A 24,795-nucleotide genomic window follows, 5' to 3' on the forward strand; every position below is an offset into this window, starting at 1 on the left:
CGGGCTCCTGCCTGCGCAGGCAGGAGCCCGGCAAGGGTGTTCCTACGCCGCCCGCTGCGTCCGCCGGGCGGCATCCTCGCCCGCCAGCGTCGCCGCGATCCGGTCGGCCTGGCGCAGCGCCAGCGCGGCGATCGTGAGGGTCGGGTTGGCCCAGCCGGAGGTTGGAAAGAGCGAGCTGCCCGCGACGTACAGATTGTCGATGCCATGCACCCGGCCCTCGCGATCCGTCACGCCGGTGCGGGGATCGTCCGACATGCGGGTGGTGCCGACATGGTGGTAGCCGCCGAGCGCGTGGACGCTGATGAGCGGATCGCTGCGCCACTGGCGCGCGGGATCGGAGAGCCACGCCGCCGGCTCGACCCGGCCGAGGCCGAGCCGTTCGGTCTCGCGCCCCAGCGCCGCGACCAGCCCGGCCACGCTCGTCACGTCGAGTTCGCTCATCCGCCAGTCGAGCGCGGCGCGGGGCACGCCCAGCGCGTCGCTGTCGCCCGCCAGCGTGACGCGGCTGTCGGGGTTGGGCGCCTGCTCGGCCCGCACGATCAGCGCGACATCGAGTTGGCCCAGCCGGTTCAGCACCCACGGCCGCAGCGGATCGACCAGCCGCTGCGCGCGGCCGACGATCTGTTTGGTCGCCTTCCACATCGTCCGCCCCGTCCGGGTCGGCGCGCTCTTGTGCTTGGCACGCTGATAGGCCCGCATCAGCAGCGCCTCGCGCCCGTGCGCGGGGCGGCGGCCGGCGATAGTGAGCGAGGTGTTGAGCAGCCCCTCGCGCGCTTGCAACCCGGCCGAGGGCGTCAGCAGCGGCGCGATCGTGCGGCCGGTCACCTCGCGCTTCTGGAAGGCGGCGAGCAAAGCCCACGCCCCGCCATCGACCACCCGGCCGCCGCGCGCATGGGGATGCTCCATGAAATAGCGGCCGACCTGATCGCGATCATTGCCCAGCCCGCGCGGCCGCACCGATCGCGAGGCGAGCAGCAGCCGGGGATTTTCGATCCCGCCCGCCGCCAGCACATAGCGACGCGCCCGCACCTCCAGCGCATTGCCCGACAGGCTCGTCACCGCCAGCCGATCGACCCCCTCGGCCGAGGGCGCGGCGACGATCTCGCGCACGGTGGCGTGGGTGACGACGGTGCAGCGATCATGATCGACCAGGTCGGTCGATCGGCTGAACGAGAAGCGATCAAACATCGCGTCGAACGACCACATCGGCACGGCCAGTTCGCGCGGCGAGAAATCGGGGAGGATGCCGTCGAGCAGGGCGGCAGTCGGCGCGATCCGGTCCAGCCCGAAGGCGGCGCGCGCCTCGGCATAATAAGGCGCGACATCGGCGTGGGTGATCGGCCAGCCCGAATGGGGCACCCAGGCGCGCTTCTGGAAGTCGATCGGCGCCAGTTCGGCGCAGCGCCCGCCCCAGATGGCGGTGGTGCCGCCGAAGAAGCGCAGCCGGGCGTCGCGCAGCTCGTAATAATCCTCGCCCATGATCGGGCCGTCGTTCAGGTCGGCCGTCTCGGGCTCGTAATCCACGCCGCCGCTTTCCAGCAGCACCACCGACAGGCCCTGCGCCAGCAGGCGGCGCACCATGGTGATGCCCGCGGCGCCCGCGCCGATGACGGCGACATCCGCGCCGAGGGTGCCGGGGGTCGCTTCGTTCAGATCGATATGCATAAGGGCACTCAGCTCAGGCGGTTGTCGGCAAGATCCTCCGCGGCCAGATCGAGCGCGTCGGGCGCGTCGAGGCCGGTGAGGGCGTAGGCCATCTCTCCATGGCGCCAATAGGCGACCGAGGCGCCGCCATAGCGGGTGGCAATGGGCTTGGCGGGCGCGGTGACGCTGCTGCGCACCGCGAAGATGGAGACGACGCGCGCGTCGGACGTGTGAACCATGATCTGCAACGCCGGCCCTTCGTCCGACGGGATCAGCTGCACGTCGGTCACCTGCCAGCCATCGGGCAGGGTCGGCACGCGGATGTTGGTGCTGCGCTGCACGTCGGCCGGATCGAAGGTCGCGTCGGCGCGCTGCGAATGCATGCCGGCCCGGATCAGCCCGGTCTGGAACGCCATCACCGCGCTCGACACATAGGCCGGCGGGCTGGCGGTGGCGCCCTTGGGTACGAAGGCCACGACCGTCGCCAAGCCCGCCACGGTGACGGCGGCGACGCCCGCGCGGCGGCGCGAGAAGAAGGGCATGGGCGCGCGCGGCGGCCGGGCGAGCATCGCGCTGAGCCGCGCCGCCGCATCGGCCAGCCCGGCCTCGCGCGGATCGAAGGCGGGTTGCGCCAGCCGCAGCGCGGTCTGCGCGCCGAGATCGGCCATCACCCGCGCCGCCGCGCGTGGGCAGGCCGCCAGATGCTGCTCGACCGCGAGCCGCCGGCCGAGGTCCAGCTCCCCATCGACATAAGCGAGGATCTCGATCTCGCTGACGGGATCAGCCGGCATCGCGCCCTCCCACCAGCCGCAGGGCGGGATCGGCGGCGGCCGCCGGCTCGCGCAACGCGGCGCGGGCGCGGGAAAGGCGCGACATGATCGTGCCGATCGGCAGGCCGAGCGTGTCGGCCGCCTCCTGATAGGTCAGCCCCTCGATCGCGACGAGGTGGATGGCGGCGCGCTGCGCCTCTGGCAAAGTGGCGAAGCGGCGCCAGACGTCTTGCAGATACAGGCGCTGTTCCTCGCCCGCGTCATGCACATGATCCTGCCCGTCGAGGGAATTGCGATGCCGCGTCTCGACCGCCGCGCGCCGCCGCGCGCTGATAAACTGATTGTGGACAATGGCGAGCAGCCAGGATTTGAGCGACCCGCCGGGCCGGAAACTCCCCCGCCCCTCGATCGCCTTGAGCAGCGCCTGCTGCACCAGATCGTCCGCCTCGACCCCGTCGCGGGTGAGCGCGCGGGCATAGCGGCGCATCGCGGGCAGATGGCCGGAAACGTCGAAGGAAGCACGATCATTCACACAGGCACAGACGCGCGAAGCCGGATTTTATTCCATGATGGTGCGACAAAAAGGCGAAATGGATCGACAAACTCCAAATATGTAGCGTTCCTGCCTGCCGGAAGCGGAGCATTCAGGCTTCGGCGGCATGCCCCACGGCAAGAGACCATGTCGTTCGCGCCGGCACCCTCTTGCCGAGCCATTGGGCAAGGCGGTGGAACGGCCTCTCGATGCCGATGTAGAACAGGAACGAGGCGGCGACGATCAATATGGCCGGCAACGGCAACGCCCAGACGGAAAGGGAACCCGCGAGAAGCATCTTGCTGCCGACCAGCGCGATCGTGTGCATCAGATAGCTGGAATAGCCGGCCAGCCCCGCCCTCTCGAGCGCGCGCAATGGTGGACGGGCCATGTAGGAAGCCAGTTCACGCGGCAGCCAGCCCAGCGCGAAGACCGCCATAGGCAGGAAGGTCCAGCAGGCCCCGATCTTCACCGGCAGGTGAAAGGTCGCCACCGTGGTGAAAGCCGACAACAGGACCGCGCCGCCGCGCCACATCATCAAGATCATGACCGATGGCGGCGCGCCGATCCCCCGGCGACGGATACGATCGGCGACCAAGGCGCCGGCCAGCCACAGATGGGCAAACACCAGCCAGGTCAGGGGACCGAATTCCCAGGGCGCGAGAGCGGTGGGTTTGGCGGCGGCAATCGCGATCGCAAGCCCGAACGACATGGCCAGCGCCGTGATCGGCCGGCGATCGAGAAACGGAAAGACGATCGGATAGGCGAGATAATAAGCGATCTCGCAATAGATGCTCCACAGCGCCAGATCGAAGAAGGCGCGATAGGCCGGCCCCAGCAGGTTGGCGAGCAGCATGGCCGCGACCAGGGGCGGCACGATCCTCACCATGCGCTTCACCAGAAAGCGGCGCCAGTCGAGCCGATCCTTGCCGACGTTCGGATAATGGATGCAGAGGCCCGACAGAACGAAGAACATGGCGACCGCGGCGCCGCCGCTGACGGAGCCGGTCACGATCTTGCCCAGGAGCGCGACTGGCCCGCCAACGCGCGTCGCCGCATCGATGAAGGGCGCCAAGGCCCCATGAGCGACAGCGACCCAGGCGGCCGCCACGAAGCGAAGCGTGTCCACCCCTTTCAGCATCATGGGCGGCACCAGCGCGGCACCGTTCGGATCACTTACCGCAGGATCCGGATCAAGCGGCTTTTCCAGCCCCGTCCGACGCCCATTTGCTGACGCCATTCGCCTCACCCCATCCCATCGCCCGCATGCATTAATTACATAGAATATGGATTTGGCGCAATTGAAGTGGGACTGCCCCACTGAATGCGGACCCGACGATCCGCCCCTGCCGCAGCACGGGAGCCATGGTGGCGGCAGCGACACCGTGGCATCGCCACCGACGCTGGATGGAGGCAAGCATCGCGAAGCCAAGACCGACCAGCGTCGTGCCTTCCAATTAAATCTACTTGCATGGTAGACTTTAATTGCTTTCGTCGCTTCGGTGGCGCCCCAAGCCTCTCGCCCGGAAAACGAGCGAGGGCACGGATGATCGGGACGGTATCGCAGGCGGGCGGCGCGCAAGGCGCGACAGATGACCGTATCGCCTTCCCCGACGAGATCGACGCCGTCGTCGATCGCCTCCAGGCCGCGCGCGGGGCGTGGCGGGAGAGCCATGATCGCCATGCCGAGCGGGGCGTGCATTTCCCCTCGCGACAGTCGCTGAAGCGGATCGCGCGCGAGCTTGGCGTGGCGCTGTTCCCGCTGCGCCTCGGCCCGCCGCAGCTCACGCCCGGCAACGAAAACGCCTCCGTCGCCGCGACGCTGGAATCGACCCTGTCGCGGCTCGCCGCGCAGATCGGGCTGGAGTTCCAATATGCGGACGAGGCCGGCGACGGCAGGGCGATCGCCACGCGCGCCAATGCGGTGATCGGCCGCTTCGCCGGGCGGCTGCCCGCGATCCGGCGGGCGCTGGACGAGGATGTCGCCGCCGCCTACGCCAACGATCCCGCCGCGCGCAGCGTGGACGAGGTGCTGATCGCCTACACGCCCTTCGCCGCGATCCTGCACCACCGCATCGCCCATGTGCTGCACGAACTGGGCGCGCCGCTGGTCGCGCGGATCGTCGGCGAGATCGCCCATGCCGGGACCGGCGTGGACATCCATCCCGCCACGCGGATCGGCCGCGCCTTATTCATCGATCACGGCACCGGCGTGGTGATCGGCGAGACCGCGATCCTGGGCGATCGGGTGCGGCTCTATCAGGGCGTGACGCTGGGCGGCGATCCCGATCTGGCCGAGCGCAAGGGCAGCGGGCCGCGCCACCCGATCGTCGGCGACGACGTGGTGATCCACGTCAACACCAGCATCGTCGGCCGGGTGACGACCGGCGACCGCGCGCGGATCGGCGGGAGTGTCTGGCTGCGGCAGGACGTGCCGGCGGACAGTCTGGTCGAGCTGGCGGCGCCGCGCATCACCCCCCTGCCCCGCGACGCCGGCTGAACCCTCGCCATGGCCGGGCCGCGTTCGAGCCGCTAAGGCAGGGCCATGAACGAGAATATCCACGCCGATCGCCCCACCTTCGTCACCCATCTCGAATGTTCGCTGACGGGCGAACGCTATGAGGCCGACCGGCTTCATGGCCTTTCGAAAGCCGGGCGACCCTTGCTGGTGCGCTACGATCTCGAAGCGCTCGGCCAGGCGGTCTCGCGCGACGCGATCGCGGCGCGGCCGACCGATCTGTGGCGCTGGCGCGAGCTGCTGCCGGTGCGGCGCACCGCGAATATCGTATCGCTGGGCGAGATCGAGACACCGCTCGTGCCGATCCCGCTCTCCGGCGGGCCGGGCGCGATCGTGAAGGACGAGGGGCGCCTGCCGACCGGATCGTTCAAGGCGCGCGGGCTGGTGATGGCGGTGGCGATGGCGCGTGAACTGGGCGTCACCCGCATCGCCATGCCCACCAACGGCAATGCCGGCGCGGCGCTGGCGGCCTATGCCGCGCGCTGCGGGATCGAGACGATCGTGCTGTGCCCGGAAGAAACGCCCGAGGTGAACGTGCGCGAGATCGCCGCGCAGGGCGCGCGCGTCTATCGCGTCAACGGCCAGATCGACGATTGCGGCGCGATCGTCGGGCGCGGCGCCGCCGAGGGGCTGTGGTTCGATTTCTCGACCCTGAAGGAGCCGTATCGGATCGAGGGCAAGAAGACGATGGGGCTGGAACTGGCCGCGCAATTCGGCTGGGAGCTGCCCGACGCGATCTTCTACCCCACCGGCGGCGGCACCGGCCTGATCGGCATGTGGAAGGCGTTCGACGAGCTGGAACGGCTCGGCTGGATCGGATCGAAGCGGCCGCGCATGTATGCTGTCCAGGCCGCCGGCTGCGCCCCGATCGTGCGCGCTTATGAGGCGGGCGAGGAGCATGCCGAGCGGTGGGACAATGCCGCGACCGTCGCCGCCGGCATCCGCGTGCCACGCGCGGTGGGCGACTTCCTGATCCTGCGCGCGGTGCGGGAATCGGGCGGCCGGGCGCTCGCCGTCGGCGACCCCGCCATCCTCGCGGCGGTGGACGACGCCGCCCGCCGCGACGGGCTGCTGCTCTGCCCGGAGGGCGGGGCGACGCTGGCCGCCTATCGTCAGGCGATCGTGGACGGACTGGTCGATCCCGAAGAGCGGACGGTGCTGTTCAACTGCGCCACCGGCCTGAAATATCCGATGCCGCCGGCCACCGACACGCTCGACCGGCACGGCGCGATCGACCTGGCCTCGCTTTAAGGTAGCGCCTCACGCCCAGACGCGGAAAACCGCACATCCACCCTTAGCCCCGGCCCGGCGTCCGCCAGATCGACCGTCGCGCCCACGCGGGAGGCGGCGGAGCGGACGATGGCCAGACCCAAGCCGCTGCCGTCGCTGCGGTCGCCCAGCCGCACGAAGCGGTCGAAGACGCGGACATGGTCTTCGGCGGGTATGCCGGGGCCGTCGTCCGCGACGCTCAGCAGGGTCGCGTCGCGATCGTGGGACAGGGAGATGGTGACGGTGCCGCCCGCGCGATTGTAGCGGATGCCGTTGTCGACGATGTTCGACAGCATCTCGAACACCAGAGTGCGGTGCGCCGACACCGGGAAACCGCGATCGTCGTCGGCTGCGTCGAGGTGGAGTTCGATGCGCGCCTGGATCGCCTGATGGATGTGGCGCGAGATGACGGCGGTGGCGACCTCGCGCAGATCGACGGTCTCCAGACGGGGCGCGGTGCCGGTTTCCTCGGCGCGGGCGAGCGCCAGCAACTGGGTGAGCAGCCGTTCCAGCCGGTCGACCGCATCGGCGATCTCGACCAGCGCCGCCGAGGAACCGCGCCGCGCCAGCGCGATCTGCACCTTCAGCACCGACAGCGGCGTGCGCATCTGGTGCGAGGCGTCGGCGGTGAAGCGGCGCATGCCGCTGGTGGCCTGATCGAGCCGGTGGAGAAGGTGGTTGAAGGCGGTGGCCAGCGGCTGCAATTCGCCGGGCAGATCGGCGGTCGGCAGTGGCGACAGATCGGGCGTGGCGAGCGAATCCCGCCGTTCGACGGCGATCCGCAGCCGGGCGAGCGGGCGCAGGCTCCAGCCGAGCGCGGGGCGGATCAGCGCCAGCGCGATGCCCACCAGCAGCACCTCGCCGGTCAGCAGCGCGGCGATCAGGCGCCAGCGCAGTTCGGATCGGTTGTCGAGCGTCTCGGCGACCTGCACGATCACGGGGGCGGCGATGCGCGGCAGCACGCGCTTCACCTCGGCGATGCGGATCGGCTGGTCGCGATAGGTGGAAAAGCGGAAGCGCGGCTGATCGGGGGTCAGTTCCGTGAGGCGCGGCGCGGGCAGATCGGCATAGCCGGTGAGCAATTCGGGGCCGACGGCGATGCGGTAATAGACATTGTCGCGCTCGCTGTTCTCCAGCATCCCGAAGGCGGCGGGGGGCAGATCGAGCGTTACCTCGCCACGTTCGACCTGCACCGTTTCGGCGATGGCGCCCAGCGCGCCGCCCAGCACGCGATCGTTGGTGCGCCGCACGACATCGGCGATCAGCGTGGTGCCGATGATCCCGAGCGCCACGGCGGCCGCCAGCAGCGGCCCGAGCATCGCGACGAGGAGGCGCGTCCTGAGCGCGATGGCGCGCCGGGGCGGCCCCACCACCTCAGCCGGCATCGAGCAGGTAACCGACGCCGCGCACGGTGCGGATCTCCGGCCCGTCGGGCGCGAGCTTGGCGCGCAGGCGGGTGACGTTCACCTCGATCGCATTGGGGCCGACCGGCTCGTCGAAGCCGAACACCTCGGACTGGAGCAGATCGCGCGGCACGATCTGCCCGGCGCGGGTGGCGAGCGCGTCCAGCACGGCGCGCTCGCGGCGGCGCAGGTCGATCGGGCGGCCCGCCACCTCGACCTGGCCGGTCGAGCGGTGGATGACGAGGCTGCCGACGCGCAGTTCCGGCACCGGATCGCCGCCGCGCCGCCGGCCGAGGGCGCGCACGCGGGCCTCCAGTTCCTCGGGATCGAACGGCTTGCGGAGATAATCGTCGGCGCCGAGATCGAGCCCGCGCACCCGATCGTCGAGCGCGTCGCGCGCCGTGAGCATCAGCACCGGCACCCGATCACCGCGCCGGCGCAGGCGTTCGAGCACGGTGAAGCCATCCACGTCGGGCAGGCCGACATCGAGGATGACGAGCGCATAGGGCTCCTCGGCGGTGATGTCGGCGACGTCGCCGCCGCGCGCGACATGATCCACCGCATGGCCGGCGTTGCGCAGCAAAGCGACGATGCTGCGCGCCAGCGGCGCGTCATCCTCGACGATCAGGATGCGCATGGCGGCCCTTTCGTGTGAAAGGTTGGTGACAGCTTGATCGGGTAGCTCACCCTCGATGCTTTAACCGAACGGAGAGTCGGAAAGCGAGGGGACCCTGATGAACCATCTATTTCGGTATATCTGCACCAGCCTGCTGATCGGCGCCGCGACGGCGGCGTCGGCGGCCGATCGCCCGGCGGGCTACCCCCGATCCTATGACGCGCTGATCGCCGATGCGCAGGCGGAGGGCGCGCTCAGCATCTATGCCAATGCCGATCAGGCCGAGCTGGCGCCGATCGTCGCCGCCTTCCGCACGGCCTATCCCGGCATCCGGGTCCAATATTCGGATATCGGCTCGACCGAAATGTTCCGCCGCTTCGTCGCGGAGACGAAGGCGGGCAAGCCCTCGGCCGATCTCGTCTGGTCCTCGGCGATGGACCTGCAGGTCAAGCTCATCAACGATGGCTATGCGCAGGCCTATGCCAGCCCGGAGAAGCCCGGCCTGCCTCCGCTCGCGGTGTGGAAGAACATGGGCTATGGCGTCACCGCCGAGCCGATCGCCTTCGCCTACAACCGCCGGCTGCTGCCGCCCGCCCAGGTGCCGCACAGCCATCAGGCGCTGGAGGAATATCTGCGGGCGCAGGGCAAGGCGCTGGCCGGGCGGGTCGTCACCTTCGATCCGGCGCGGTCGAACGTCGGCTATCTCTATCTGTCGCAGGATTATGCGATCACGCGCGACACCGCCTCGCTGGTGGAGGCGATCGCGGCGACCCGGCCGAAGCTGGCGCTGACCACCGAGCCGATGCTGCGCGCCATCGCCGAAGGCCAAGCGACGATCGCCTATAACGTCATCGGCTCCTATGCGTTGAAGCGGGCGGCGGCCGATCCGCGCCTCGGCGTGGTGTTTCCGCGCGATTATACTCTGGTCACGTCGCGCATCGCCTTCATCGCGCGCGACGCCCGCCACGCCGCGAGCGCCAAGCTGTTCCTCGATTTCCTGCTCTCGCGACGCGGCCAGGCGATGCTGGCGCGCCAGAGCCTGTGGCCGGTGCGGACCGACGTGCCCGCCAAGCGACTGCCCCCCGCCGTCGCGCGGCCGATCCGCGTCGGCCCGCAACTGCTCGTCAATCTCGATCGCATCACTCGCCAGCGTTTCCTGGCGCGGTGGAATCAGGCCCTAGCTCAAGGAGCGTCCCACCCGTGAAGTCCCTGTTGCGTATGCGTACCGGCTGTGCGCTGGCGGCGCTCGTATTCGCCACCCCAGCGCTCGCCCAGACCGCCACTCCGGCCGACCTCGCGGACCTCGTCCGCGCGCAGGCCGCCGAGATCGCGGCGCTGAAGGCGCGGCTCGACAAGCTCGAGGCGGGAACCACTTTGGCCGCCGCCCAGCCCGCCCCCGCGCCGATCGTGGTGGCGCAGGGCAACGGCCAGCCGCCGATCATCATCACCCCGCCCTATGCGCCGCAACTGGTTCCGCCCGGCCCGGCCGAGCGCAACGTGGCGCGGGTGCAGGAGGCGACCGACAATCTCGCCGGCCTCACCACCGAATGGGGCGCGGGCCTGCCCGTGTTCCACTCGGCCGACGGCGAATTCACCTACAAGCCGCGCGGCCGCATCATCACCGACGTAAGCGCCACGCGCGGCTCGCGCTATCGCGGCCGCAACCTGACCACCACGGGCATGCGCGCGCTGCGCTTCGGCCTGGAGGGCGGGGTCGGCACGCATTTCTTCTACCAGTTCGAGAGCGACTTTTCCGAGAATGAGGTGGACGTCGTCACCGCCTTCATGGGCTGGCGCAACACGATCGGGGCGATGGATTACGATGTCCGCATCGGCCACCTGTTCAACGACCGGAGCTTCGAGGGATCGACCGGATCGGATTCGACGCCCTTCCTCGAGCGCACCGTCGTCGCCACCGCGATCATCCCGCAGCGCGCCTTCTACGGCCTGGGCGTGATGCCGCGCCTGTTCTGGAAGAGCGGCCACGCCTCGCTGACGCTGACCGGCGACCGGATCGACGGCAATCAGGCTGTCAGCGACAGCCGCACCGTGCTGGGCCGCGCCCACTGGAACCCGATCAAGAACGACGACACCGTCCTCCACCTCGGCGCCTGGGGCTTCGACGAATCCCTGTCATCGGCGGCGCGGACGCTGACGCGCAGCACGGTGATCGGCGGACGCTTCAACGGCGCGCTGCGCGTGGCGACCGGGCCGATCCTCGGCGGCACCGGCACGACCGGCTATGGCGTCGAGATCGGCGGCTATCGCGGCCCGGTGTGGGTGATGGGCGAGGCCGGGCGCCGCAACGCGCGGCTCGACAACGGGCGGCCCGATTTCGTGACCCATGCGTGGAGCGTTTCGGGCGGCTGGTTCGTCACCGGCGATCTGCCGCCATATAACCCGCGCCTCGGCAGCTTCGGCCAGCCCAAGGTGCTGAAATCCATCTTCGAGGGCGGCCCCGGCGCGATCGAGCTGACCGCGCGCTACGAGCGGCTCGACCATGACGGTATCGCCACCGCCGGCGACGGCTGGGCGGGCACGATCGGTCTCAACTGGTATCTCAACAGCTTCATCCGCACCCAGTTCAACGTGATCCAGTGGAACACGGACGGCCGTACTGGAGACTATCTCGGCAAGGATGACGGCCAGACCGTCAGCGCGCGGGTCTCCGTCACCTTCTGATCGCCCGCACCCTTTTCCCACGCCCTCTTCCCAGGACGCACCCCATGAACCTCGCCCTGCTCGGCTTCCTGATGGTCGCCACCTTCATGACGCTCATCATGACCAAGCGGATGACGCCGCTGGTAGCGCTGATCATCATCCCCTCCCTGTTCGGCGTGATCGCGGGGCAGGCCGCCGGGCTCGGCGACATGATGATCGACGGCATCAAGAATCTCGCCCCGACCGGCGTGATGCTGCTGTTCGCCATCCTGTTCTTCTCGACGATGACGGATACCGGCCTGTTCGATCCGCTGGTCAACCGGCTGATCCGCATCGTGCATGGTGATCCGCTGCTGATCCTGCTCGGCACGGTGATCCTGTGCGCGCTCGTCAGCCTCGATGGCGATGGATCGACCACCTACATCATCACCATCGCGGCGCTGCTGCCGCTCTACAAACGGTTCGACATGAACCGGCTGTACCTCGTCTGCCTGCTGATGGTGACGAGCGGGGTGATGAACCTGACGCCCTGGGGCGGCCCGACGGCGCGCGCCGCGTCCGCGCTGAAGCTCGATCCCGCCACCCTGTTCCTGCCGCTGATCCCCGGCATGATCGCCGGGCTCCTCACCCTGCTGGGAATGGCCCTGTGGTTCGGCCGCAAGGAGCGGCTGCGCCTCGGCCACGTCCGCGCCAACGGGCCGACCGAATTCACCGGCATGGCGGTGTCGCAATATCCCGAGGCGCGGCGCCCGCACCTGATCTGGTTCAACGCCGCGCTCGTCATCGCCCTGCTGACGATGCTGGTGTGGGGTCCGCTGCCGCTGTCGATCGTGATGATGATCGCTTTCGCCATCGCGATGATCGCCAATTACCCCGACGTGCAATCGCAGAAGGAGCGCATCTCCGCCCATGCCGGCAACGTGCTGTCGGTCGTGTCGCTGATCTTCGCCGCCGGCATCTTCACCGGCATCCTCTCCGGCACGGGCATGGTCGAGGCGATGAGCAAGGAGGTGGTGGGCGTGATCCCGCCGGCCCTCGGCCCCTATATGGCGCCGATCACCGCGCTGCTGAGCCTGCCCTTCACCTTCTTCATCTCAAACGACGCTTTCTATTTCGGGATGCTGCCGATCCTGGCCGAAGCCGGCGCGCATTATGGCGTCGAGCCGATCGCCATCGCGCGCGCCTCGCTGATGGGCCAGCCGGTCCACCTGCTGAGCCCGCTGGTGCCCTCCACCTATCTGCTGGTGAGCCTGGCGGGGATCGATCTGGCCGATCACCAGCGGTTCACCCTGCTGCCGGCCGCGCTCGTCTGCCTCGTAATGACGATCGTCGGCATGATGGCGCTGGCGTTTCCCTTCGTCGGCTGAATGACGGAGCGACGGCCTCGGCGGATCGATGGCGACGCGGCGCGGGTGATCCTGCGCTTCGCCGCCGCGCTGGCGGTGGGGGCGATCGGCGGCCTGCTGTTCTGGTGGCTGCGCGCGCCTCTGCCGTGGGTGCTGGGGTCGATGGCGGCCTGCGCGGTCGGCAGCGTGGCACGGCTGCCCATCCAGGCGTCTTCAGCGACGCGGCGACCGATGGCGGCGGTGATCGGCGTGGTGCTGGGCAGCGCCTTCCACCCCGACCTACTGGTGCTGGCGCGCGCCTGGATCGTGCCGATCGCGATGCTGCCCTTCTTCCTGCTGAGCGCCGCTCTGCTCTGCGTCGCCTATTTCCGCCGGGTCGCGAAGTTCGATCCGGCGACCGCTTACTTTGCGGGGATGCCCGGCGGCATCGCGGAGATGGTGCTGATGGGCGCCGATCGCGGCGCCGACGAGCGCGCCATCGGCCTGATCCACGGCGCGCGCATCTTCCTCGTCGTGTTCATCCTGCCCTTCCTGATCCGCCTGTTCCACGCCCCCGCGCCGATCGGCAGCGGAACCGCGACGGTGATCGGCGCCGAGGCGGACTGGTCGCTGCTGCTGTGGGGCGGCGGTTGTATCGCCGTCGGCCTCGCCTTCGGCAAGCTGCTGCGCCTGCCGGCCTGGCACCTGATCGGCCCGCTGGCGGTGAGCGCGGTGCTGCATATAGCGGGCATCACCGATTTCCGCCTGCCCGGCTGGGCGGTCGCGGCGGCGCAGGTGGGGCTGGGCGCCACGATAGGCTGCCGCTTCGTCGGCCTGACCCTGCCGGCGCTGTTTCGCACCCTGATGCTGGCGGCGGGATCGACGGTAATCCTGCTCGCGCTGACCATCCTGTGGTCGCTCGTCGTCGGCCGGCTGAGCGGGATCGATCCGGCGCTGCTGATGCTGGCTTATTCGCCCGGCGGGCTGGCCGAAATGAGCATGGTGGCGCTATCGCTGGCGCTGGAGCCCGGCTTCGTCATCATTCATCACCTCACCCGCGTCGTGCTCGTCCTGATCGCGGCACCGCTAGGCTTCGCTCGTGGAAAGGCCCCGGATGCGACCCACCCCCTCTGATCCGCGCGATATGGCCATCGCCATCCTCTATCAGGCGCTGCCCCCGCCGGTGATCGACGGCCTCCGCAAGGACGCCAAGCCCGGCGGCTATTCCGACAGCGGCGCCGACATGGGCCATGCGCTGCGCGCCGCCGGCTGCACGATCGTCACCCCGGTCGCCGATCCCGACCCAACCCAGATATTCGACTGGGTCTTTCCCGACACGCCCGAGGGGATCGCGGCGGCGCTGGCGGCGGGGGCCGAATTGTTGTGGGCCAACACCGTGCTGTTCGCGGGCCATCCGATCGAGGCGGCGAGCCGGCGGGCGTGGATCGTGGGGCAGGATCCCGCCGCGACGCAGGCGATGGACGACAAGGCGGCGACCAACGCGCGGCTGAGCGAGGCCGGCCTGCCGGTGGCGACCTCGACCCTCGTGTCGCTCGCCACGCTCGACGGCGCCACGCTCCCGGTGCCGGCGGTGGTGAAGCCGGTACGCGGGCGCGGCAGCCAGGGCGTGTCGGTCGTGCGCGACCGGCCCGCGCTGGACGCGGCGGTGCGGGCGCTGATCGCCGGCGGCCGCTTCGGCGACACGGTGATGATCGAGCAATTTCTGCCCGGCACCGAAATCACCGTCACAATCATGCCGCCCGGCACCCGCGACGGCGACCACCGGCCATGGGCGCTGCCGCCCGTCCGCCGTTTCGACCAGATCGGCGATGTCGCCCCTTATAACGGCGACGTGCCGGTCAGCCGGAACAGCGTCGCGATGACGCCCGCCGAAATGGCCGATCCGGCGATCACGGCGGTGCTGGACGACTGCGTGACGGCCGCGACATTGCTGGCGATCCGCGCGCCGATCCGCATCGATTGCCGGCAGGACGAGGACGGCCGCTACGTTCTGTTCGACCTGAACGCCAAGCCCAACATCACCGGCGCCGGCCGGCCGGGCCGCGACGATCAGGACAGCCTTTCCACCCTGGCCGCGCAAGGCGCCGGCTGGACCTATGCCGATCTGCTGCGCGCGGCCCTGCGCGCGGCCTGGACGAAGATGGATATCCCCGCATGACCGACCTCTGGGCGCACATCGTCGCCGATTTCTCCAACATCGGATCGCCGGCGGCGCTGGCCGCCTTCGGGCAGGTCGTGCTGATCGACATCATGCTCGCGGCCGACAATGCCATCGTCGTCGGCGCGCTCGCCGCCGGCCTGCCGCCCGCGATGCGCCGCAGGGTGATCGTGATCGGCGTGGCCGCAGCACTCGTGCTGCGCGTGGTGTTCGCGCTGGTGGTGACGCAATTGCTCCAACTCGTCGGCCTCGTCTTCGCGGGCGGACTGCTGCTGCTGTGGGTGGCGTGGAAGATGTGGCGCGAGCTGCGCGAAGGTGGCGAGGCCGGCGACGCGCATGGCGAGGCCGCCGTGCCCGCCCCGCGCAGCTTCGCCAGCGCGGCCTGGGCCGTCGCCGTCGCCGACGTCAGCATGAGCCTCGACAATGTGCTGGCGGTGGCCGGCGCCGCGCGCGACCACCCCGGCATCCTCGCCATCGGCCTGATCCTGTCGGTCGCCCTGATGGGCATCGCCGCCAACGTGCTGGCCCGCGTGATCGAACGCTATCGCTGGCTGACCTATGTGGGCCTCGCCGTGATCCTCTACGTCGCCGGCCGGATGGTGTGGGAAGGGCTGGTCGATCCGGCGCGGGGATTGCTGACGCTGATGTGAGGCGAAGAGCCGCGCTACCCCAGCAGGTAGCGCGGCCCGGCATCGGCCGGGGCCGGGCGGCGCGCCGCCAATTTGTCGCGGGCGACGTCGGCGGCGATGCGGGCCAGCGCGGCGGGGCCGAAGCCGGTCATCGCGCCGAAGGTCGTGCCCTCGCGGCGGCGATCGAGGAACAGGCGGTGGTCGAGCTTGCGCTGGGTGTGGAGGCGGTGCGCGGCCAGCGCGCCGCGCGCCTCGCGGTCGAGGCCGGGCAGACGGGCGAGCGCCTCGTCCTCGGCGACCAAAGCGGCGAGATCGGCGGTGCCGTGGCGGCCGGAGAGCGAGCCCGCTCGTTCGATCGCGACATAGCCGCAACTGTGCGTCAGCAGGAAGCTGGCACCGGCCGCCAGCGCCCGGACGTAGAGGGCATAATCCTCCGCCAGCCGCAGCGTCTCGTCATAGGCGAGGCCCGCCTGCTCCAGAAAGGCGCGGCGCATCACCGGCTTGATGAAGCCCAGTTCGCCGCGCTGGACGGGGCCGGCCGGGATGTTGCGGCGGACGAAGCCCGCCAGATCGAGCACCTCGACCACGCCGCTGCCGCGCCGGACCCCGGCCGGATCGAAATCGCCCGCGACATCCTCGCGCACGAACACGATATCGTCGGCGATCAGATCCCAGCCGGCGATCGCCATCAGCCGATCGAACCGGCCGGGCAGGATGAAATCGTCGGCATCGAGGATGGCGAGATAGGGCGCGCGGCTTTCGGCGAAGGCGCGGTTGCGCGCCGCCGACGGCCCGCCGTTGACCGGCAGTTCGATCACGCGCAGCCGGCCGCTGCCGTCATCCACGAAGCGCGCGGCGGCGGGGGTTTCATCGATCGAGCCGTCGTCCACCACCAGCACCTCGGCCACGCGCCGCTCGGCCAGCGCGGAGGCGACGGCGCGGCCGATCGTGGCGGCGGCGTTCATGGCGGCGATCACGACGCACACGTCTTGAGGATGGTCGGTCATGGGGCGGCCTCCTTCGCCGCGTGAGTCTGCCCGCGCCCGGCGACGGGCGATACCGCAGGCCGCACCGGCCATCGCGCGGTAAAGCCGCTTCGTCGCAGCGCAGCACCGAATGATTGACAGTGAAACGATCTTTGCCGAGCGATGTTTCCGCACTGCAACAGGGATCACCGCCGCCGGTTTCAAGCGAACCGGGTAACAGACGGCGTTTGCAGAAAGGGCGTAGCGCCGTTGAAGGTGGCCTACTTCGTCCACGACCTGAACGATGCTGCGGTCGCCCGTCGGGTGGCGATGATGCAGGCAGGCGGGGCATTTCCGATCGTTTTGGGCTTTCGCCGCAGCGAAACCGTGCCCGCCACGATCGCCGGCGCCCCGGCGATCGACCTTGGCCGCACCGCCGATGCGCGGCTCGTCCAGCGCGCATGGGCGGTGGTGAAGAACCTGCTGCGACCGTGGCGGCTGCGCGCGATCGGCCGGGCGGCGGACGTGGTGATCGGCCGCAATCTGGAGGCGCTGGCGCTGGCCGCGACGGCGGCGGGTGGCACCCGGCCGCTGGTGTATGAATGTCTCGACATCCACCGCTCGCTGGTCGGCACCGGGCGGGCGGCGCGGCTGGTGCAGCGGGTGGAGGCGTGGCTGCTCGCGCGGATCGACCTGCTCCTGGTCAGCTCCCCCGCCTTCCATTCCGAATATTTCCGCGCGCGGCGCCACCTCGATACGCCGACGATGCTGCTGGAGAACAAGCTGCCGGCGTGGGACGCGGCCGAGGGCGACACCCCGCCCCCGCCCGTCCCCGCGCCGGCCGGCCCGCCGTGGCGGATCGGCTGGTTCGGGATGCTCCGCTGTCGCAAGACCCTGGCGATGCTGAAGGAGATCGTGCGCCGATCGGAGGGCGATATCGAGGTGCTGATCGCCGGCAAGCCGGCCTACACCGAGTTCGTCGATTTCGACGCCGAGGTGCGTGACACGCCGGGCCTGACCTACCACGGCCCCTACAAGCCGGAGGATCTGGACGACCTGTACGGCCGGACCCACTTCGCCTGGGCGATCGACTATTTCGAGGAAGGGCTCAACTCGCGCTGGCTGCTGCCCAACCGCATCTATGAGGCGACGGGCCATGGATCGGTGCCAATCGCGCTGGCCGGCGTGCAGACGGCGGCGTGGCTGAGCGCGCGCGAGATCGGCCTGATCGTGCAGAATCCGATCGAGGACGTGCTGCGGATCATCAAGCCGATGGAGCCGGCGCGCTACATGCGGCTGCATCAGGCGCTCGCCCGCGTGCCGATCGGCGACCTCACCATCTCGCGCGCCGAATGCGTCGAGCTGGTTCAGGCTTTAGGAGATGCCGGTGACCGCTGAGCCCCGACCCGGTGCGGAGTTGCCCGGCCACGACATGCTGATCGTGATCCCCTGCCTCAACGAGGCGGCGCACCTGCCCGACCTGCTCGATCGCCTGACCACCGACGCGCCCGCCGCTCGGATCGTGGTGGCGGATGGGGGCAGCACGGACGGCAGCGTCGCCATCGTCGAGGCGGTCGCGGCGGCGAACGCCAATGTGATCCTCCTGCCCAATCCGCGCCGCATCCAGAGCGCGGGGGTCAATCTGGCGGCGGCGCGGCATGGCCATGGCCGAGACTGGCTGGTGCGGATCGACGCGCATTGCGCCTATCCCGCCGGCTATGCGACCGGGCTGGTCGCCAGCGCCCGGCGGGAGGGCGCGGCATCGGTGGTGGTGCCGATGGTGGCCGAAGGCAAAGCCTGCTTCCAGATCGCGGCGGCGACGGCGCAGAATTCGGTGCTGGGCACCGGCGGATCGGCGCATCGCCATCTGGGCGAGGGCCAGTTCGTCGACCATGGCCATCATGCGCTGATGCGGCTCGACCTGTTCCTCGGCGTCGGCGGCTATCGCGAGACGCTGAGCCACAATGAGGATGCCGAACTGGACCTGCGGCTGGCCAAGGCCGGCGCACGCATCTGGCTGGAGCCGGCGCAGGCGATCACCTACTTTCCGCGCCGCACGCCGGCCGCGCTGTTCCGCCAATATCTCGGCTATGGCGCCGGGCGCGCGCGGACGATCGCGCTCCATCGCAGCCGGATGAAGCTGCGGCAGGGCCTGCCGCTCGCCCCGCCGCTGGCCGCCGGGCTGGCGCTGCTGTCGCCGTTGTGGGGACCGCTCTGCCTGCCGCTGCTGGCGTGGGCGCTGCTGTGTCTCGCGGCGGGCGCGGCGCTGGGGTTCAAGCAGCGCAGCGCCTGCGCCATGGCGTCGGGGGTCGCGGCCATGGTGATGCATATGGCGTGGGGTATCGGCTTCCTGCGCCAGCGGTTGTTCGGCCGCCCGCCGCCGGCGCAGATCGTGGCGCTGCAATTGCAATGACCGCCCCGCCCGCCAGCCGCTTCGCCTTTCTGGGCGCCACCGCGCACAGCGGCACGGTCGATCGCGTGCAGGTGGCGCGCGGGCTCGCCTGCATGTTGCTGGTGCTGTTCCACGTCATCGGCGGACGGCAGAGCGACGGGCTCGGCATCGGCGACGACGAACCCTTGCGGCTGCTGCTCGATTTCCTGCTGGCGATCCGCATGCCGATGTTCGCGGCGATCTCGGGTTATGTGTATGCGCTGAAACCGCTCGATCCGGCGCGGCCGGGTGTGTTCCTGCGCGGCAAGGCGCGGCGGCTGGCGCTGCCGCTGCTGAGCGCCACCACCCTTTTCTACCTCGCCACGCTCGCGCGCCAGCCGGTGCCGGCGGGCGCGGCGGTGGTGGGCCTGCTCCACGCCTATGTCTTCAGCTACGCGATTTACTGGTTCCTCCAGGCGATGCTGCTGATCTTCCTGATCCTGCCGCTGCTGGAACGGCGCGTGCTGCACAGCCCGTGGGGGATCGGCGCGGCGATCGCCATCGCCTTCCTGCTGACGGTGCCGGCCGAGCCGATCGATTTCCTCTCGATCAACGGCGCTTTCTTCCTCGCGCCCTATTTCTTTGTCGGCATCGCCGCGCGGCGCTTCATCACGCTCACCCCCGCGATCGTGCGGCTGGCGCTGGCGGTGCTGGTGGTCGCGCTCGGTGTCCACCTCGCCCATGTGCTGACTTTGCCGGCGGGGTTGCGCGGCGGGCGGGGGACGGCGGTGGCGCTGGTGATCGGCGCGATCGTACCGGTGCTGACGATCGCCTACGCCCCGCGCATCCGCTGGATCGCGAAAGTGGGCGCGGCCTCCTTCGCGATCTTCCTGTTCCACATCTTCTTCGTGGTGCCGGTGCGCGCGGTCTTGCTGAAAGTCGGCGTGGAGGATGTGGCGACCCACATCCTGATCGGCATGGCCGCGGGGCTGATCGGCCCGATGGTGCTGGAACGATTGCTGCTGCTGACACCGCCCATCCGGCGGCTGTTCCTGGGGTTACGCTGATGCGGTCAGATCAGCCGCAGGGCGAATCGCGCGAACGCCCAGATCGCGCCCAGCACGATGCCCCACGCCGCCAGCGCCAGCACGACGGCCAGTCCGACGCGCACGATCGGCAGCGCCTTCACCTTGGTGGGCCGGGTCAGCGAGATCAGGTCCACCGCGCCGCGCTTGAGCAGCGAGCCCACCTTCAGGGCCGGCGAGCCCACCGGGCGCACCGAGACGTAGGAGGTATGTGGTTCGGCGTGCGCGCTGTTGTTCATGGGCTCCGGCTTCTGCTCGGGAATCATCGTCCATCTCTCCAGAGCCGGTTAGCCCGACAGGTTTAACAAACCGTCAATCCACCCCGTTAGGTCCGGGGCAGGAAACGGCACGCGACAACGAGACGAAGCGGGGAATGCACGCGAACGCGCCTATGCCACGGATCATCGAAAAACTCCATGCTCTGCTCCGCGATGCCGCGACGGAATCCGCGCGCGCCGCCAAGGAGACGCACGAGCTTCACCGGGCCAAGGGATTGCTGACGACGGGCTATCCGGCCGAGCAGTTGAGCGACGTCGTGTGGACCACCACCCTGGGCGCGCTCAACCGTTTCCGCGCGATCCTGCTGGCCGAGGAAACGGCCGGCGGCGCCGAGCGCAACCACCTGGTCGCGGTCGCGCAGGAGGCGGTTTCGCACCACCTCGACGACGAGGAGGTGATGGTGCTGCGCGCGCTGGTGGGCGTGCTGCCCAACCCGCCCCGGCTCGACACGTTCGACGACATGCGGGTGCGCTTCCGCTCGATCGTCGAGAGTTTGCGCTGACATTCAACGGCTTGCGGTCATTCCGCGCCGCAACAGAGGATCACGACAAGGCCAAGTAAAAATGGCGGTTGACGGCCGCGCCGGATAATGTTTCATTTTGTTGCGAAGCGGCATCGAATCCCTTGAGAGGCATTTGATCCGGGGCGATGGGGGCATCGTCCGCGCGACCGGCCCGTTGGTCGATGCGCCGGCAAGACGAGCAAATGGGGGCGAAGAGATTTCACACCGCGCGATTGCGCGCGGCGGTCGATCTTGTGTCGCGCAGGTCTTGGCAGCGCGTTTGGACAGGGAGATGCAGCGATGAAAATCCTCGTCACCGGGAATATGGGCTATGTCGGGCCGGCGGTGGTGAAGCGCCTGCGCGAGAGCTTTCCACGGGCGATCCTCCACGGCTTCGACAATGCCTATTTCGCCCATTGCCTGACGGGCGCGGGCCAGCTTCCCGAGCGGTTGCTCGACCGGCAGGATTTCGGCGACGTGCGCGCGCTGGAGGCCGGCGACCTCGGCGGCTACGACGCGGTGGTCCATCTCGCCGCCGTCTCGAACGATCCGATGGGCAGCCGATTCGCGGGCGTCACCCGCGCGATCAATCAGGATGCGTCGATCGCGATCGCCAAAGCGGCGGCCGCCGCCGGGGTCGCCAATTTCGTGTTCGCCTCGAGCTGCTCCGTCTATGGCGTGGCCGAGGGCGGGCCGCGCCGCGAGGGCGATCCGCTCAACCCGATGACCGATTATGCCGCCTCCAAGATCGGCACCGAACGCGAGCTGGCGGGGATCGAGGGCGACATGGTCGTCACCTGCCTGCGCTTCGCCACCGCCTGCGGCATGTCCGATCGGTTGCGGCTCGATCTGGTGCTCAACGATTTCGTCGCCTGCGCGCTCTCGCAGGGCGAGATCAGCGTGCTGAGCGACGGCACGCCGTGGCGCCCGCTGATCGACACCGCCGACATGGCGCGCGCGATCGAATGGGGCGTGACGCGGCGGGCGGGCAATGGTGGCCGGAACCTGGTCGTCAATGCCGGGGCCAACAGCGCGAACTATCAGGTGCGCGATCTGGCCGCCGCCGTCGCCGAGGCGGTGCCCGGCACGCGGGTGAGCATCAATACCGACGCGCCGGCCGACAGCCGATCCTATCAGGTCGATTTCAGCCGCTTCGCCGAACTGGCCCCCGCCCATCTGCCGCAGGTCACCCTCGCCCAATCGATCCGCCAACTGGTCGAGGGGCTGCGCGGCATGGGCTTCGCCGATGCGGATTTCCGCAATTCGCCGCTGATCCGCCTGCGCGTGCTGACCGACCATATCGCGCGCGGGCGACTATCGACCAGCCTGCACTGGCACGACCCGTCCGATCTGGGAGCCGTGGCCGCCTGAGGGGGGAGACGCCGATGCGCAAGGTGGCATTGCTGGCGGGCGGCTTCGGCACCCGGCTGAGCGAGGAAACGACGGTGCGGCCCAAGCCCATGGTCGAGATCGGCGGGCGGCCGATCATGTGGCACATCATGAAGATGTACGCCCATTATGGCGTGCGCGAGTTCGTGGTGCTGGGCGGCTACAAGGTGGATTTCATCCGCGATTATTTCCTGTCCTACCGCTCGCGCGGGTGCGACTTCACGATCGACCTGAAATCGGGCGACACCGAATGGCTGGAGGCCGCCGCCGAGGACTGGAAGGTCACCGTCGTCGACACCGGCTATGATTCGATGACCGGCGGCCGGCTCCGGCGCGCACGGCACCATCTGGAGGGCGGGCGGTTCGGCCTCACCTATGGCGACGGCGTCTCGAACGTCGATATCCCCGCGCTGATCGCGACGCACGAAACGGCCGACGCCTGGTGCACCCTCACCGCCGTCACCCAGCCCGGCCGCTACGGCGCGCTGCGGCTGAGCGACGACCGGCGTCAGGTGCTGGGCTTTCGCGAGAAGGGTGCGGCGGACGGCGGCCTCATCAACGGCGGCTTCTTCGTCTGCGAGCCCGAGATGCTCGACCTGATCGACGACGACCAGACCACCTTGGAGGCCGAGCCGATGGACCGGCTGATCGCGCGCGGCAAGCTCGCGAGCTATCACCACGACGGTTACTGGCAGAGCATGGATTCCCTGCGCGACAAGCATCTGCTCGAGGAACAATGGATCAAGGGCGCGCCCTGGAAGGTGTGGGCATGATCCTCGTCGATACCGCCCTCGCCCGCCGCCAGAGTGAGGGTCGGCCGATCCGGGTGGCGGTCGTGGGCGCCGGCTTTCAGGGCGCCGCGATCGTCCGCCAGATCATGACCGCGACACCGGGCATGACGGTCGTGGCCGTCGCCAACCGCAACCTCGCCCCCGCCCGCGCCGCCTATACCGACATCGGCATCGATCCGCTGGTGACCGAGGGCCATCACGCGATCGAGCGCGCCATCGCCGCCGGCCAGCCGGTCGCGACCGAAGACGCCTTGGGCGTGGCGCTGGCGGACGGCATCGACGTGCTGGTCGAGGTGACCGGATCGGTCGAATATGGCGCCAACATCGTCCTCGCCGCGATCGATGCCGGCAAGCATGTGGTGCAGATGAACGCCGAGCTGGACGGCACGATCGGCCCGATCCTGAAGGCGCGCGCCGATGCCGCCGGCGTGATCTACAGCTTTTCGGACGGCGACCAGCCGGGCGTGCAGATGAACCTCGTGCGCTTCGTGCGCGGGCTGGGCGTGACGCCAGTGCTGTGCGGCAACATCAAGGGGCTGCACGATCCCTATCGCGACCCGACCACCCAGCGCGCCTTCGCCGAGAAATGGGGGCAGAAGCCGGCGATGGTCGCCTCCTTCGCGGACGGCACCAAGATCAGCTACGAACAGGCGATCGTCGCCAACGGCACCGGCTTCACCGTCGCGCGGCGGGGCATGCTGGGGCCGGATTTCTCGGGCGGCGACCCGACCGCGCCCTTGGTGCCCCTCGAAGATACCGTCCCCGCCTTCCGCGAGGCGCTCGATCGCCATCTCGGCGGCGGCGGGCCGGGGCTGGTGGATTACGTCGTCGGCGCGCGGCCCGGCCCCGGCGTGTTCGTGCTGGGCACGCACGACGACCCTCGCCAGCAGCATTTCCTCAATCTCTACAAGCTCGGCACCGGGCCTTATTATTGCTTCTCGACGCCCTATCACCTCTGCCATTTCGAGGTGCCGACCTCGATCGCGCGGGCGGCCTTGTTCGGCGACGCGGTGCTGGCGCCGCTCGGCGCGCCGAAGGTGGGCGTGATCGCGCTCGCCAAGAAGGATCTCGTGCCCGGCGACATCATCAGCGAGTTCGGCGGCTACGAAGCCTATGGCGTCGCCGAGCAGAGCGAGATCATCGCCGCCTCGGGCCTCCTCCCGCTCGGCCTCGCGCTCGGCTGCACGCTCGTCCGGCCGGTCGCGAAAGACAGCGCGCTCACCTTCGCCGACGTCTCCATCCCCTCCGGGCGCACCATCGACCGGCTTTATGCCGAGCAGGATGCCTTGTTCGCCCGCAGCCTGAAGGCCGCCTGATGATCTTCCACCAGACGACGTTGAAGGATGCCTGGCTGATCGACGTGGAGGCGCGCGGCGACGCGCGCGGCATGTTCGGCCGCACCTTCTGCGAGACCGAATTCGCCGCCCACGGCCTCGCCACCCGCTACGTCCAGCAGAATATGTCGGTCTCGGCCGAGGCGGGCACGATCCGGGGCATGCACTTCCAGCGCGCGCCCTTTACCGAGGCGAAGCTGGTGCGCTGCGTGCGCGGCGCGATCCTCGACGTGATCGTCGATCTGCGCGGCAATTCGCCGACCTATCTGAAGCATGAGGGGTTCGAGCTGTCGGCCGAGAACCGCCGCCAGCTCTATGTGCCGCCGGGCTTCGGCCACAGTTTCCAGACGTTGGTGGACGATATCGAGGTCAGCTACCTCGTCTCCGCCCCCTATACGCCCGATGCCGAGGGCGGGGTGCGCTACAGCGATCCCCTGCTGGCGATCCGATGGCCGCTGCCGGTCTCGACCATATCCGACAAGGACGCCAACTGGCCGCTGATCGACCCCGAGGCGGCGCCCTATTTCTGACGC

Annotated in this window: 24 protein-coding genes; 16 read left to right on the plus strand and 8 right to left on the minus strand. The window is 69.5% G+C overall.

Annotated features, from left to right (window positions below):
- Nucleotides 1-42: 42 nt before the first annotated feature.
- From PQ455_RS09415 to PQ455_RS09430, 4 genes are all read right to left on the minus strand, one after another.
- A complete protein-coding gene (locus PQ455_RS09415; protein ID WP_273685819.1) occupies nucleotides 43-1,665 on the minus strand; it encodes an FAD-dependent oxidoreductase in 1,623 nt (540 codons plus the stop codon).
- An 8-nt stretch (nucleotides 1,666-1,673) separates the two neighbouring features.
- A complete protein-coding gene (locus PQ455_RS09420; protein ID WP_273685820.1) occupies nucleotides 1,674-2,435 on the minus strand; it encodes an anti-sigma factor family protein in 762 nt (253 codons plus the stop codon).
- Nucleotides 2,425-2,946, minus strand: a complete 522-nt coding sequence (locus PQ455_RS09425) for a sigma-70 family RNA polymerase sigma factor (protein ID WP_273685821.1) — start codon at nucleotides 2,944-2,946, stop codon at nucleotides 2,425-2,427. Before PQ455_RS09425 ends, PQ455_RS09420 begins: the two co-directional genes overlap by 11 nt.
- A 112-nt stretch (nucleotides 2,947-3,058) precedes the next feature.
- Complete coding sequence (locus PQ455_RS09430) at nucleotides 3,059-4,330, minus strand: acyltransferase family protein (RefSeq protein WP_273685822.1); 1,272 nt, start codon at nucleotides 4,328-4,330, stop codon at nucleotides 3,059-3,061.
- 162 nt (nucleotides 4,331-4,492) lie between these two features.
- On the opposite strand from PQ455_RS09430, the gene epsC reads away from it, so the two are divergent.
- Nucleotides 4,493-5,446 carry a serine O-acetyltransferase EpsC gene (gene epsC, locus PQ455_RS09435; protein WP_273685823.1) on the plus strand — a complete coding sequence of 318 codons (954 nt, stop codon included), beginning with the start codon at nucleotides 4,493-4,495 and terminating at the stop codon, nucleotides 5,444-5,446.
- 45 nt (nucleotides 5,447-5,491) lie between these two features.
- Nucleotides 5,492-6,715: a threonine synthase gene (locus tag PQ455_RS09440; protein ID WP_273685824.1), complete on the plus strand. Its 1,224-nt coding sequence runs from the start codon at nucleotides 5,492-5,494 to the stop codon at nucleotides 6,713-6,715.
- Here the strand turns inward: PQ455_RS09440 and PQ455_RS09445 are convergent.
- Nucleotides 6,712-8,118 (minus strand): sensor histidine kinase, encoded by a 1,407-nt coding sequence (locus PQ455_RS09445; RefSeq protein ID WP_273685825.1) that lies wholly within the window; start codon nucleotides 8,116-8,118, stop codon nucleotides 6,712-6,714. The genes PQ455_RS09440 and PQ455_RS09445 overlap by 4 nt on opposite strands.
- Complete coding sequence (locus tag PQ455_RS09450; protein WP_273685826.1) at nucleotides 8,108-8,773, minus strand: response regulator; 666 nt, start codon at nucleotides 8,771-8,773, stop codon at nucleotides 8,108-8,110. The genes PQ455_RS09445 and PQ455_RS09450 overlap by 11 nt, the downstream gene beginning before the upstream one ends.
- Before the next feature lie 97 nt (nucleotides 8,774-8,870).
- On the opposite strand from PQ455_RS09450, the gene PQ455_RS09455 reads away from it, so the two are divergent.
- Genes PQ455_RS09455 through PQ455_RS09480 form a run of 6 tightly spaced genes read left to right on the plus strand, consistent with a single transcriptional unit; the run spans nucleotide 8,871 to nucleotide 15,567 of the window.
- Nucleotides 8,871-9,956, plus strand: coding sequence for an ABC transporter substrate-binding protein (locus tag PQ455_RS09455; protein WP_273685827.1), 1,086 nt, complete (start codon nucleotides 8,871-8,873; stop codon nucleotides 9,954-9,956).
- A gap of 14 nt (nucleotides 9,957-9,970) precedes the next feature.
- The gene (locus PQ455_RS09460; protein ID WP_273691332.1) at nucleotides 9,971-11,434 is read left to right on the plus strand and encodes an OprO/OprP family phosphate-selective porin; all 1,464 of its coding nucleotides are present in this window, start codon (nucleotides 9,971-9,973) and stop codon (nucleotides 11,432-11,434) included.
- Between the two features lie 44 nt (nucleotides 11,435-11,478).
- On the plus strand, nucleotides 11,479-12,780 hold the full coding sequence (locus tag PQ455_RS09465; RefSeq protein WP_273685828.1) for a CitMHS family transporter: 1,302 nt from the start codon (nucleotides 11,479-11,481) through the stop codon (nucleotides 12,778-12,780).
- Nucleotides 12,781-13,872: an AbrB family transcriptional regulator gene (locus tag PQ455_RS09470; protein ID WP_273685829.1), complete on the plus strand. Its 1,092-nt coding sequence runs from the start codon at nucleotides 12,781-12,783 to the stop codon at nucleotides 13,870-13,872.
- Nucleotides 13,873-13,882: 10 nt separating this feature from the next.
- Nucleotides 13,883-14,917, plus strand: coding sequence for a D-alanine--D-alanine ligase family protein (locus tag PQ455_RS09475; protein ID WP_273685830.1), 1,035 nt, complete (start codon nucleotides 13,883-13,885; stop codon nucleotides 14,915-14,917).
- Nucleotides 14,914-15,567 (plus strand): YjbE family putative metal transport protein, encoded by a 654-nt coding sequence (locus PQ455_RS09480; protein ID WP_273685831.1) that lies wholly within the window; start codon nucleotides 14,914-14,916, stop codon nucleotides 15,565-15,567. The genes PQ455_RS09475 and PQ455_RS09480 overlap by 4 nt, the downstream gene beginning before the upstream one ends.
- A 14-nt stretch (nucleotides 15,568-15,581) precedes the next feature.
- Here PQ455_RS09480 and PQ455_RS09485 read toward each other — a convergent pair whose 3' ends face one another.
- Nucleotides 15,582-16,553: a glycosyltransferase family 2 protein gene (locus tag PQ455_RS09485; protein ID WP_273685832.1), complete on the minus strand. Its 972-nt coding sequence runs from the start codon at nucleotides 16,551-16,553 to the stop codon at nucleotides 15,582-15,584.
- 234 nt (nucleotides 16,554-16,787) lie between these two features.
- On the opposite strand from PQ455_RS09485, the gene PQ455_RS09490 reads away from it, so the two are divergent.
- Genes PQ455_RS09490 through PQ455_RS09500 form a run of 3 tightly spaced genes read left to right on the plus strand, consistent with a single transcriptional unit; the run spans nucleotide 16,788 to nucleotide 19,949 of the window.
- Complete coding sequence (locus PQ455_RS09490; protein ID WP_420542867.1) at nucleotides 16,788-17,909, plus strand: hypothetical protein; 1,122 nt, start codon at nucleotides 16,788-16,790, stop codon at nucleotides 17,907-17,909.
- Entirely contained in the window at nucleotides 17,899-18,924 is a 1,026-nt protein-coding gene (locus tag PQ455_RS09495; protein ID WP_273685834.1) for a glycosyltransferase family 2 protein, read from the plus strand. The genes PQ455_RS09490 and PQ455_RS09495 overlap by 11 nt, the downstream gene beginning before the upstream one ends.
- Nucleotides 18,921-19,949 carry an acyltransferase family protein gene (locus PQ455_RS09500; RefSeq protein WP_273685835.1) on the plus strand — a complete coding sequence of 343 codons (1,029 nt, stop codon included), beginning with the start codon at nucleotides 18,921-18,923 and terminating at the stop codon, nucleotides 19,947-19,949. Before PQ455_RS09495 ends, PQ455_RS09500 begins: the two co-directional genes overlap by 4 nt.
- Before the next feature lie 5 nt (nucleotides 19,950-19,954).
- Here the strand turns inward: PQ455_RS09500 and PQ455_RS09505 are convergent, their stop codons facing one another.
- Nucleotides 19,955-20,233, minus strand: coding sequence for a hypothetical protein (locus PQ455_RS09505; protein WP_273685836.1), 279 nt, complete (start codon nucleotides 20,231-20,233; stop codon nucleotides 19,955-19,957).
- 125 nt (nucleotides 20,234-20,358) lie between these two features.
- Here PQ455_RS09505 and PQ455_RS09510 point away from each other — a divergent pair, with 125 nt between their 5' ends.
- The 5 genes from PQ455_RS09510 (at nucleotide 20,359) to rfbC (ending at nucleotide 24,792) form a co-directional block, all read left to right on the plus strand.
- Nucleotides 20,359-20,748: a hypothetical protein gene (locus tag PQ455_RS09510; RefSeq protein ID WP_273685837.1), complete on the plus strand. Its 390-nt coding sequence runs from the start codon at nucleotides 20,359-20,361 to the stop codon at nucleotides 20,746-20,748.
- Nucleotides 20,749-21,048: 300 nt separating this feature from the next.
- On the plus strand, nucleotides 21,049-22,119 hold the full coding sequence (locus tag PQ455_RS09515) for an NAD-dependent epimerase/dehydratase family protein (protein WP_273685838.1): 1,071 nt from the start codon (nucleotides 21,049-21,051) through the stop codon (nucleotides 22,117-22,119).
- A gap of 14 nt (nucleotides 22,120-22,133) precedes the next feature.
- Entirely contained in the window at nucleotides 22,134-22,910 is a 777-nt protein-coding gene (gene rfbF, locus PQ455_RS09520) for a glucose-1-phosphate cytidylyltransferase (RefSeq protein WP_273685839.1), read from the plus strand.
- On the plus strand, nucleotides 22,907-24,244 hold the full coding sequence (locus tag PQ455_RS09525) for an NAD(P)H-dependent oxidoreductase (RefSeq protein WP_273685840.1): 1,338 nt from the start codon (nucleotides 22,907-22,909) through the stop codon (nucleotides 24,242-24,244). Before rfbF ends, PQ455_RS09525 begins: the two co-directional genes overlap by 4 nt.
- Nucleotides 24,244-24,792, plus strand: a complete 549-nt coding sequence (gene rfbC, locus PQ455_RS09530; protein WP_273685841.1) for a dTDP-4-dehydrorhamnose 3,5-epimerase — start codon at nucleotides 24,244-24,246, stop codon at nucleotides 24,790-24,792. Before PQ455_RS09525 ends, rfbC begins: the two co-directional genes overlap by 1 nt.
- Nucleotides 24,793-24,795: the final 3 nt, after the last annotated feature.

Source organism: Sphingomonas naphthae (assembly GCF_028607085.1).
Lineage (GTDB): Bacteria > Pseudomonadota > Alphaproteobacteria > Sphingomonadales > Sphingomonadaceae > Sphingomonas_Q > Sphingomonas_Q naphthae.

What these genes read in the sequence shown, in the direction of transcription:
- PQ455_RS09415 (WP_273685819.1), bottom strand. Translation starts at nt 1,665, where the DNA reads ATGCATATCGATCTGAACGAAGCGACCCCCGGCACCCTCGGCGCGGAT.
- PQ455_RS09420 (WP_273685820.1), bottom strand. Translation starts at nt 2,435, where the DNA reads ATGCCGGCTGATCCCGTCAGCGAGATCGAGATCCTCGCTTATGTCGAT.
- epsC (WP_273685823.1), top strand. Translation starts at nt 4,493, where the DNA reads ATGATCGGGACGGTATCGCAGGCGGGCGGCGCGCAAGGCGCGACAGAT.
- PQ455_RS09440 (WP_273685824.1), top strand. Translation starts at nt 5,492, where the DNA reads ATGAACGAGAATATCCACGCCGATCGCCCCACCTTCGTCACCCATCTC.
- PQ455_RS09445 (WP_273685825.1), bottom strand. Translation starts at nt 8,118, where the DNA reads ATGCCGGCTGAGGTGGTGGGGCCGCCCCGGCGCGCCATCGCGCTCAGG.
- PQ455_RS09450 (WP_273685826.1), bottom strand. Translation starts at nt 8,773, where the DNA reads ATGCGCATCCTGATCGTCGAGGATGACGCGCCGCTGGCGCGCAGCATC.
- PQ455_RS09455 (WP_273685827.1), top strand. Translation starts at nt 8,871, where the DNA reads ATGAACCATCTATTTCGGTATATCTGCACCAGCCTGCTGATCGGCGCC.
- PQ455_RS09460 (WP_273691332.1), top strand. Translation starts at nt 9,971, where the DNA reads ATGCGTACCGGCTGTGCGCTGGCGGCGCTCGTATTCGCCACCCCAGCG.
- PQ455_RS09465 (WP_273685828.1), top strand. Translation starts at nt 11,479, where the DNA reads ATGAACCTCGCCCTGCTCGGCTTCCTGATGGTCGCCACCTTCATGACG.
- PQ455_RS09470 (WP_273685829.1), top strand. Translation starts at nt 12,781, where the DNA reads ATGACGGAGCGACGGCCTCGGCGGATCGATGGCGACGCGGCGCGGGTG.
- PQ455_RS09475 (WP_273685830.1), top strand. Translation starts at nt 13,883, where the DNA reads ATGGCCATCGCCATCCTCTATCAGGCGCTGCCCCCGCCGGTGATCGAC.
- PQ455_RS09480 (WP_273685831.1), top strand. Translation starts at nt 14,914, where the DNA reads ATGACCGACCTCTGGGCGCACATCGTCGCCGATTTCTCCAACATCGGA.
- PQ455_RS09485 (WP_273685832.1), bottom strand. Translation starts at nt 16,553, where the DNA reads ATGACCGACCATCCTCAAGACGTGTGCGTCGTGATCGCCGCCATGAAC.
- PQ455_RS09500 (WP_273685835.1), top strand. Translation starts at nt 18,921, where the DNA reads ATGACCGCCCCGCCCGCCAGCCGCTTCGCCTTTCTGGGCGCCACCGCG.
- PQ455_RS09505 (WP_273685836.1), bottom strand. Translation starts at nt 20,233, where the DNA reads ATGATTCCCGAGCAGAAGCCGGAGCCCATGAACAACAGCGCGCACGCC.
- PQ455_RS09510 (WP_273685837.1), top strand. Translation starts at nt 20,359, where the DNA reads ATGCCACGGATCATCGAAAAACTCCATGCTCTGCTCCGCGATGCCGCG.
- PQ455_RS09515 (WP_273685838.1), top strand. Translation starts at nt 21,049, where the DNA reads ATGAAAATCCTCGTCACCGGGAATATGGGCTATGTCGGGCCGGCGGTG.
- rfbF (WP_273685839.1), top strand. Translation starts at nt 22,134, where the DNA reads ATGCGCAAGGTGGCATTGCTGGCGGGCGGCTTCGGCACCCGGCTGAGC.
- PQ455_RS09525 (WP_273685840.1), top strand. Translation starts at nt 22,907, where the DNA reads ATGATCCTCGTCGATACCGCCCTCGCCCGCCGCCAGAGTGAGGGTCGG.
- rfbC (WP_273685841.1), top strand. Translation starts at nt 24,244, where the DNA reads ATGATCTTCCACCAGACGACGTTGAAGGATGCCTGGCTGATCGACGTG.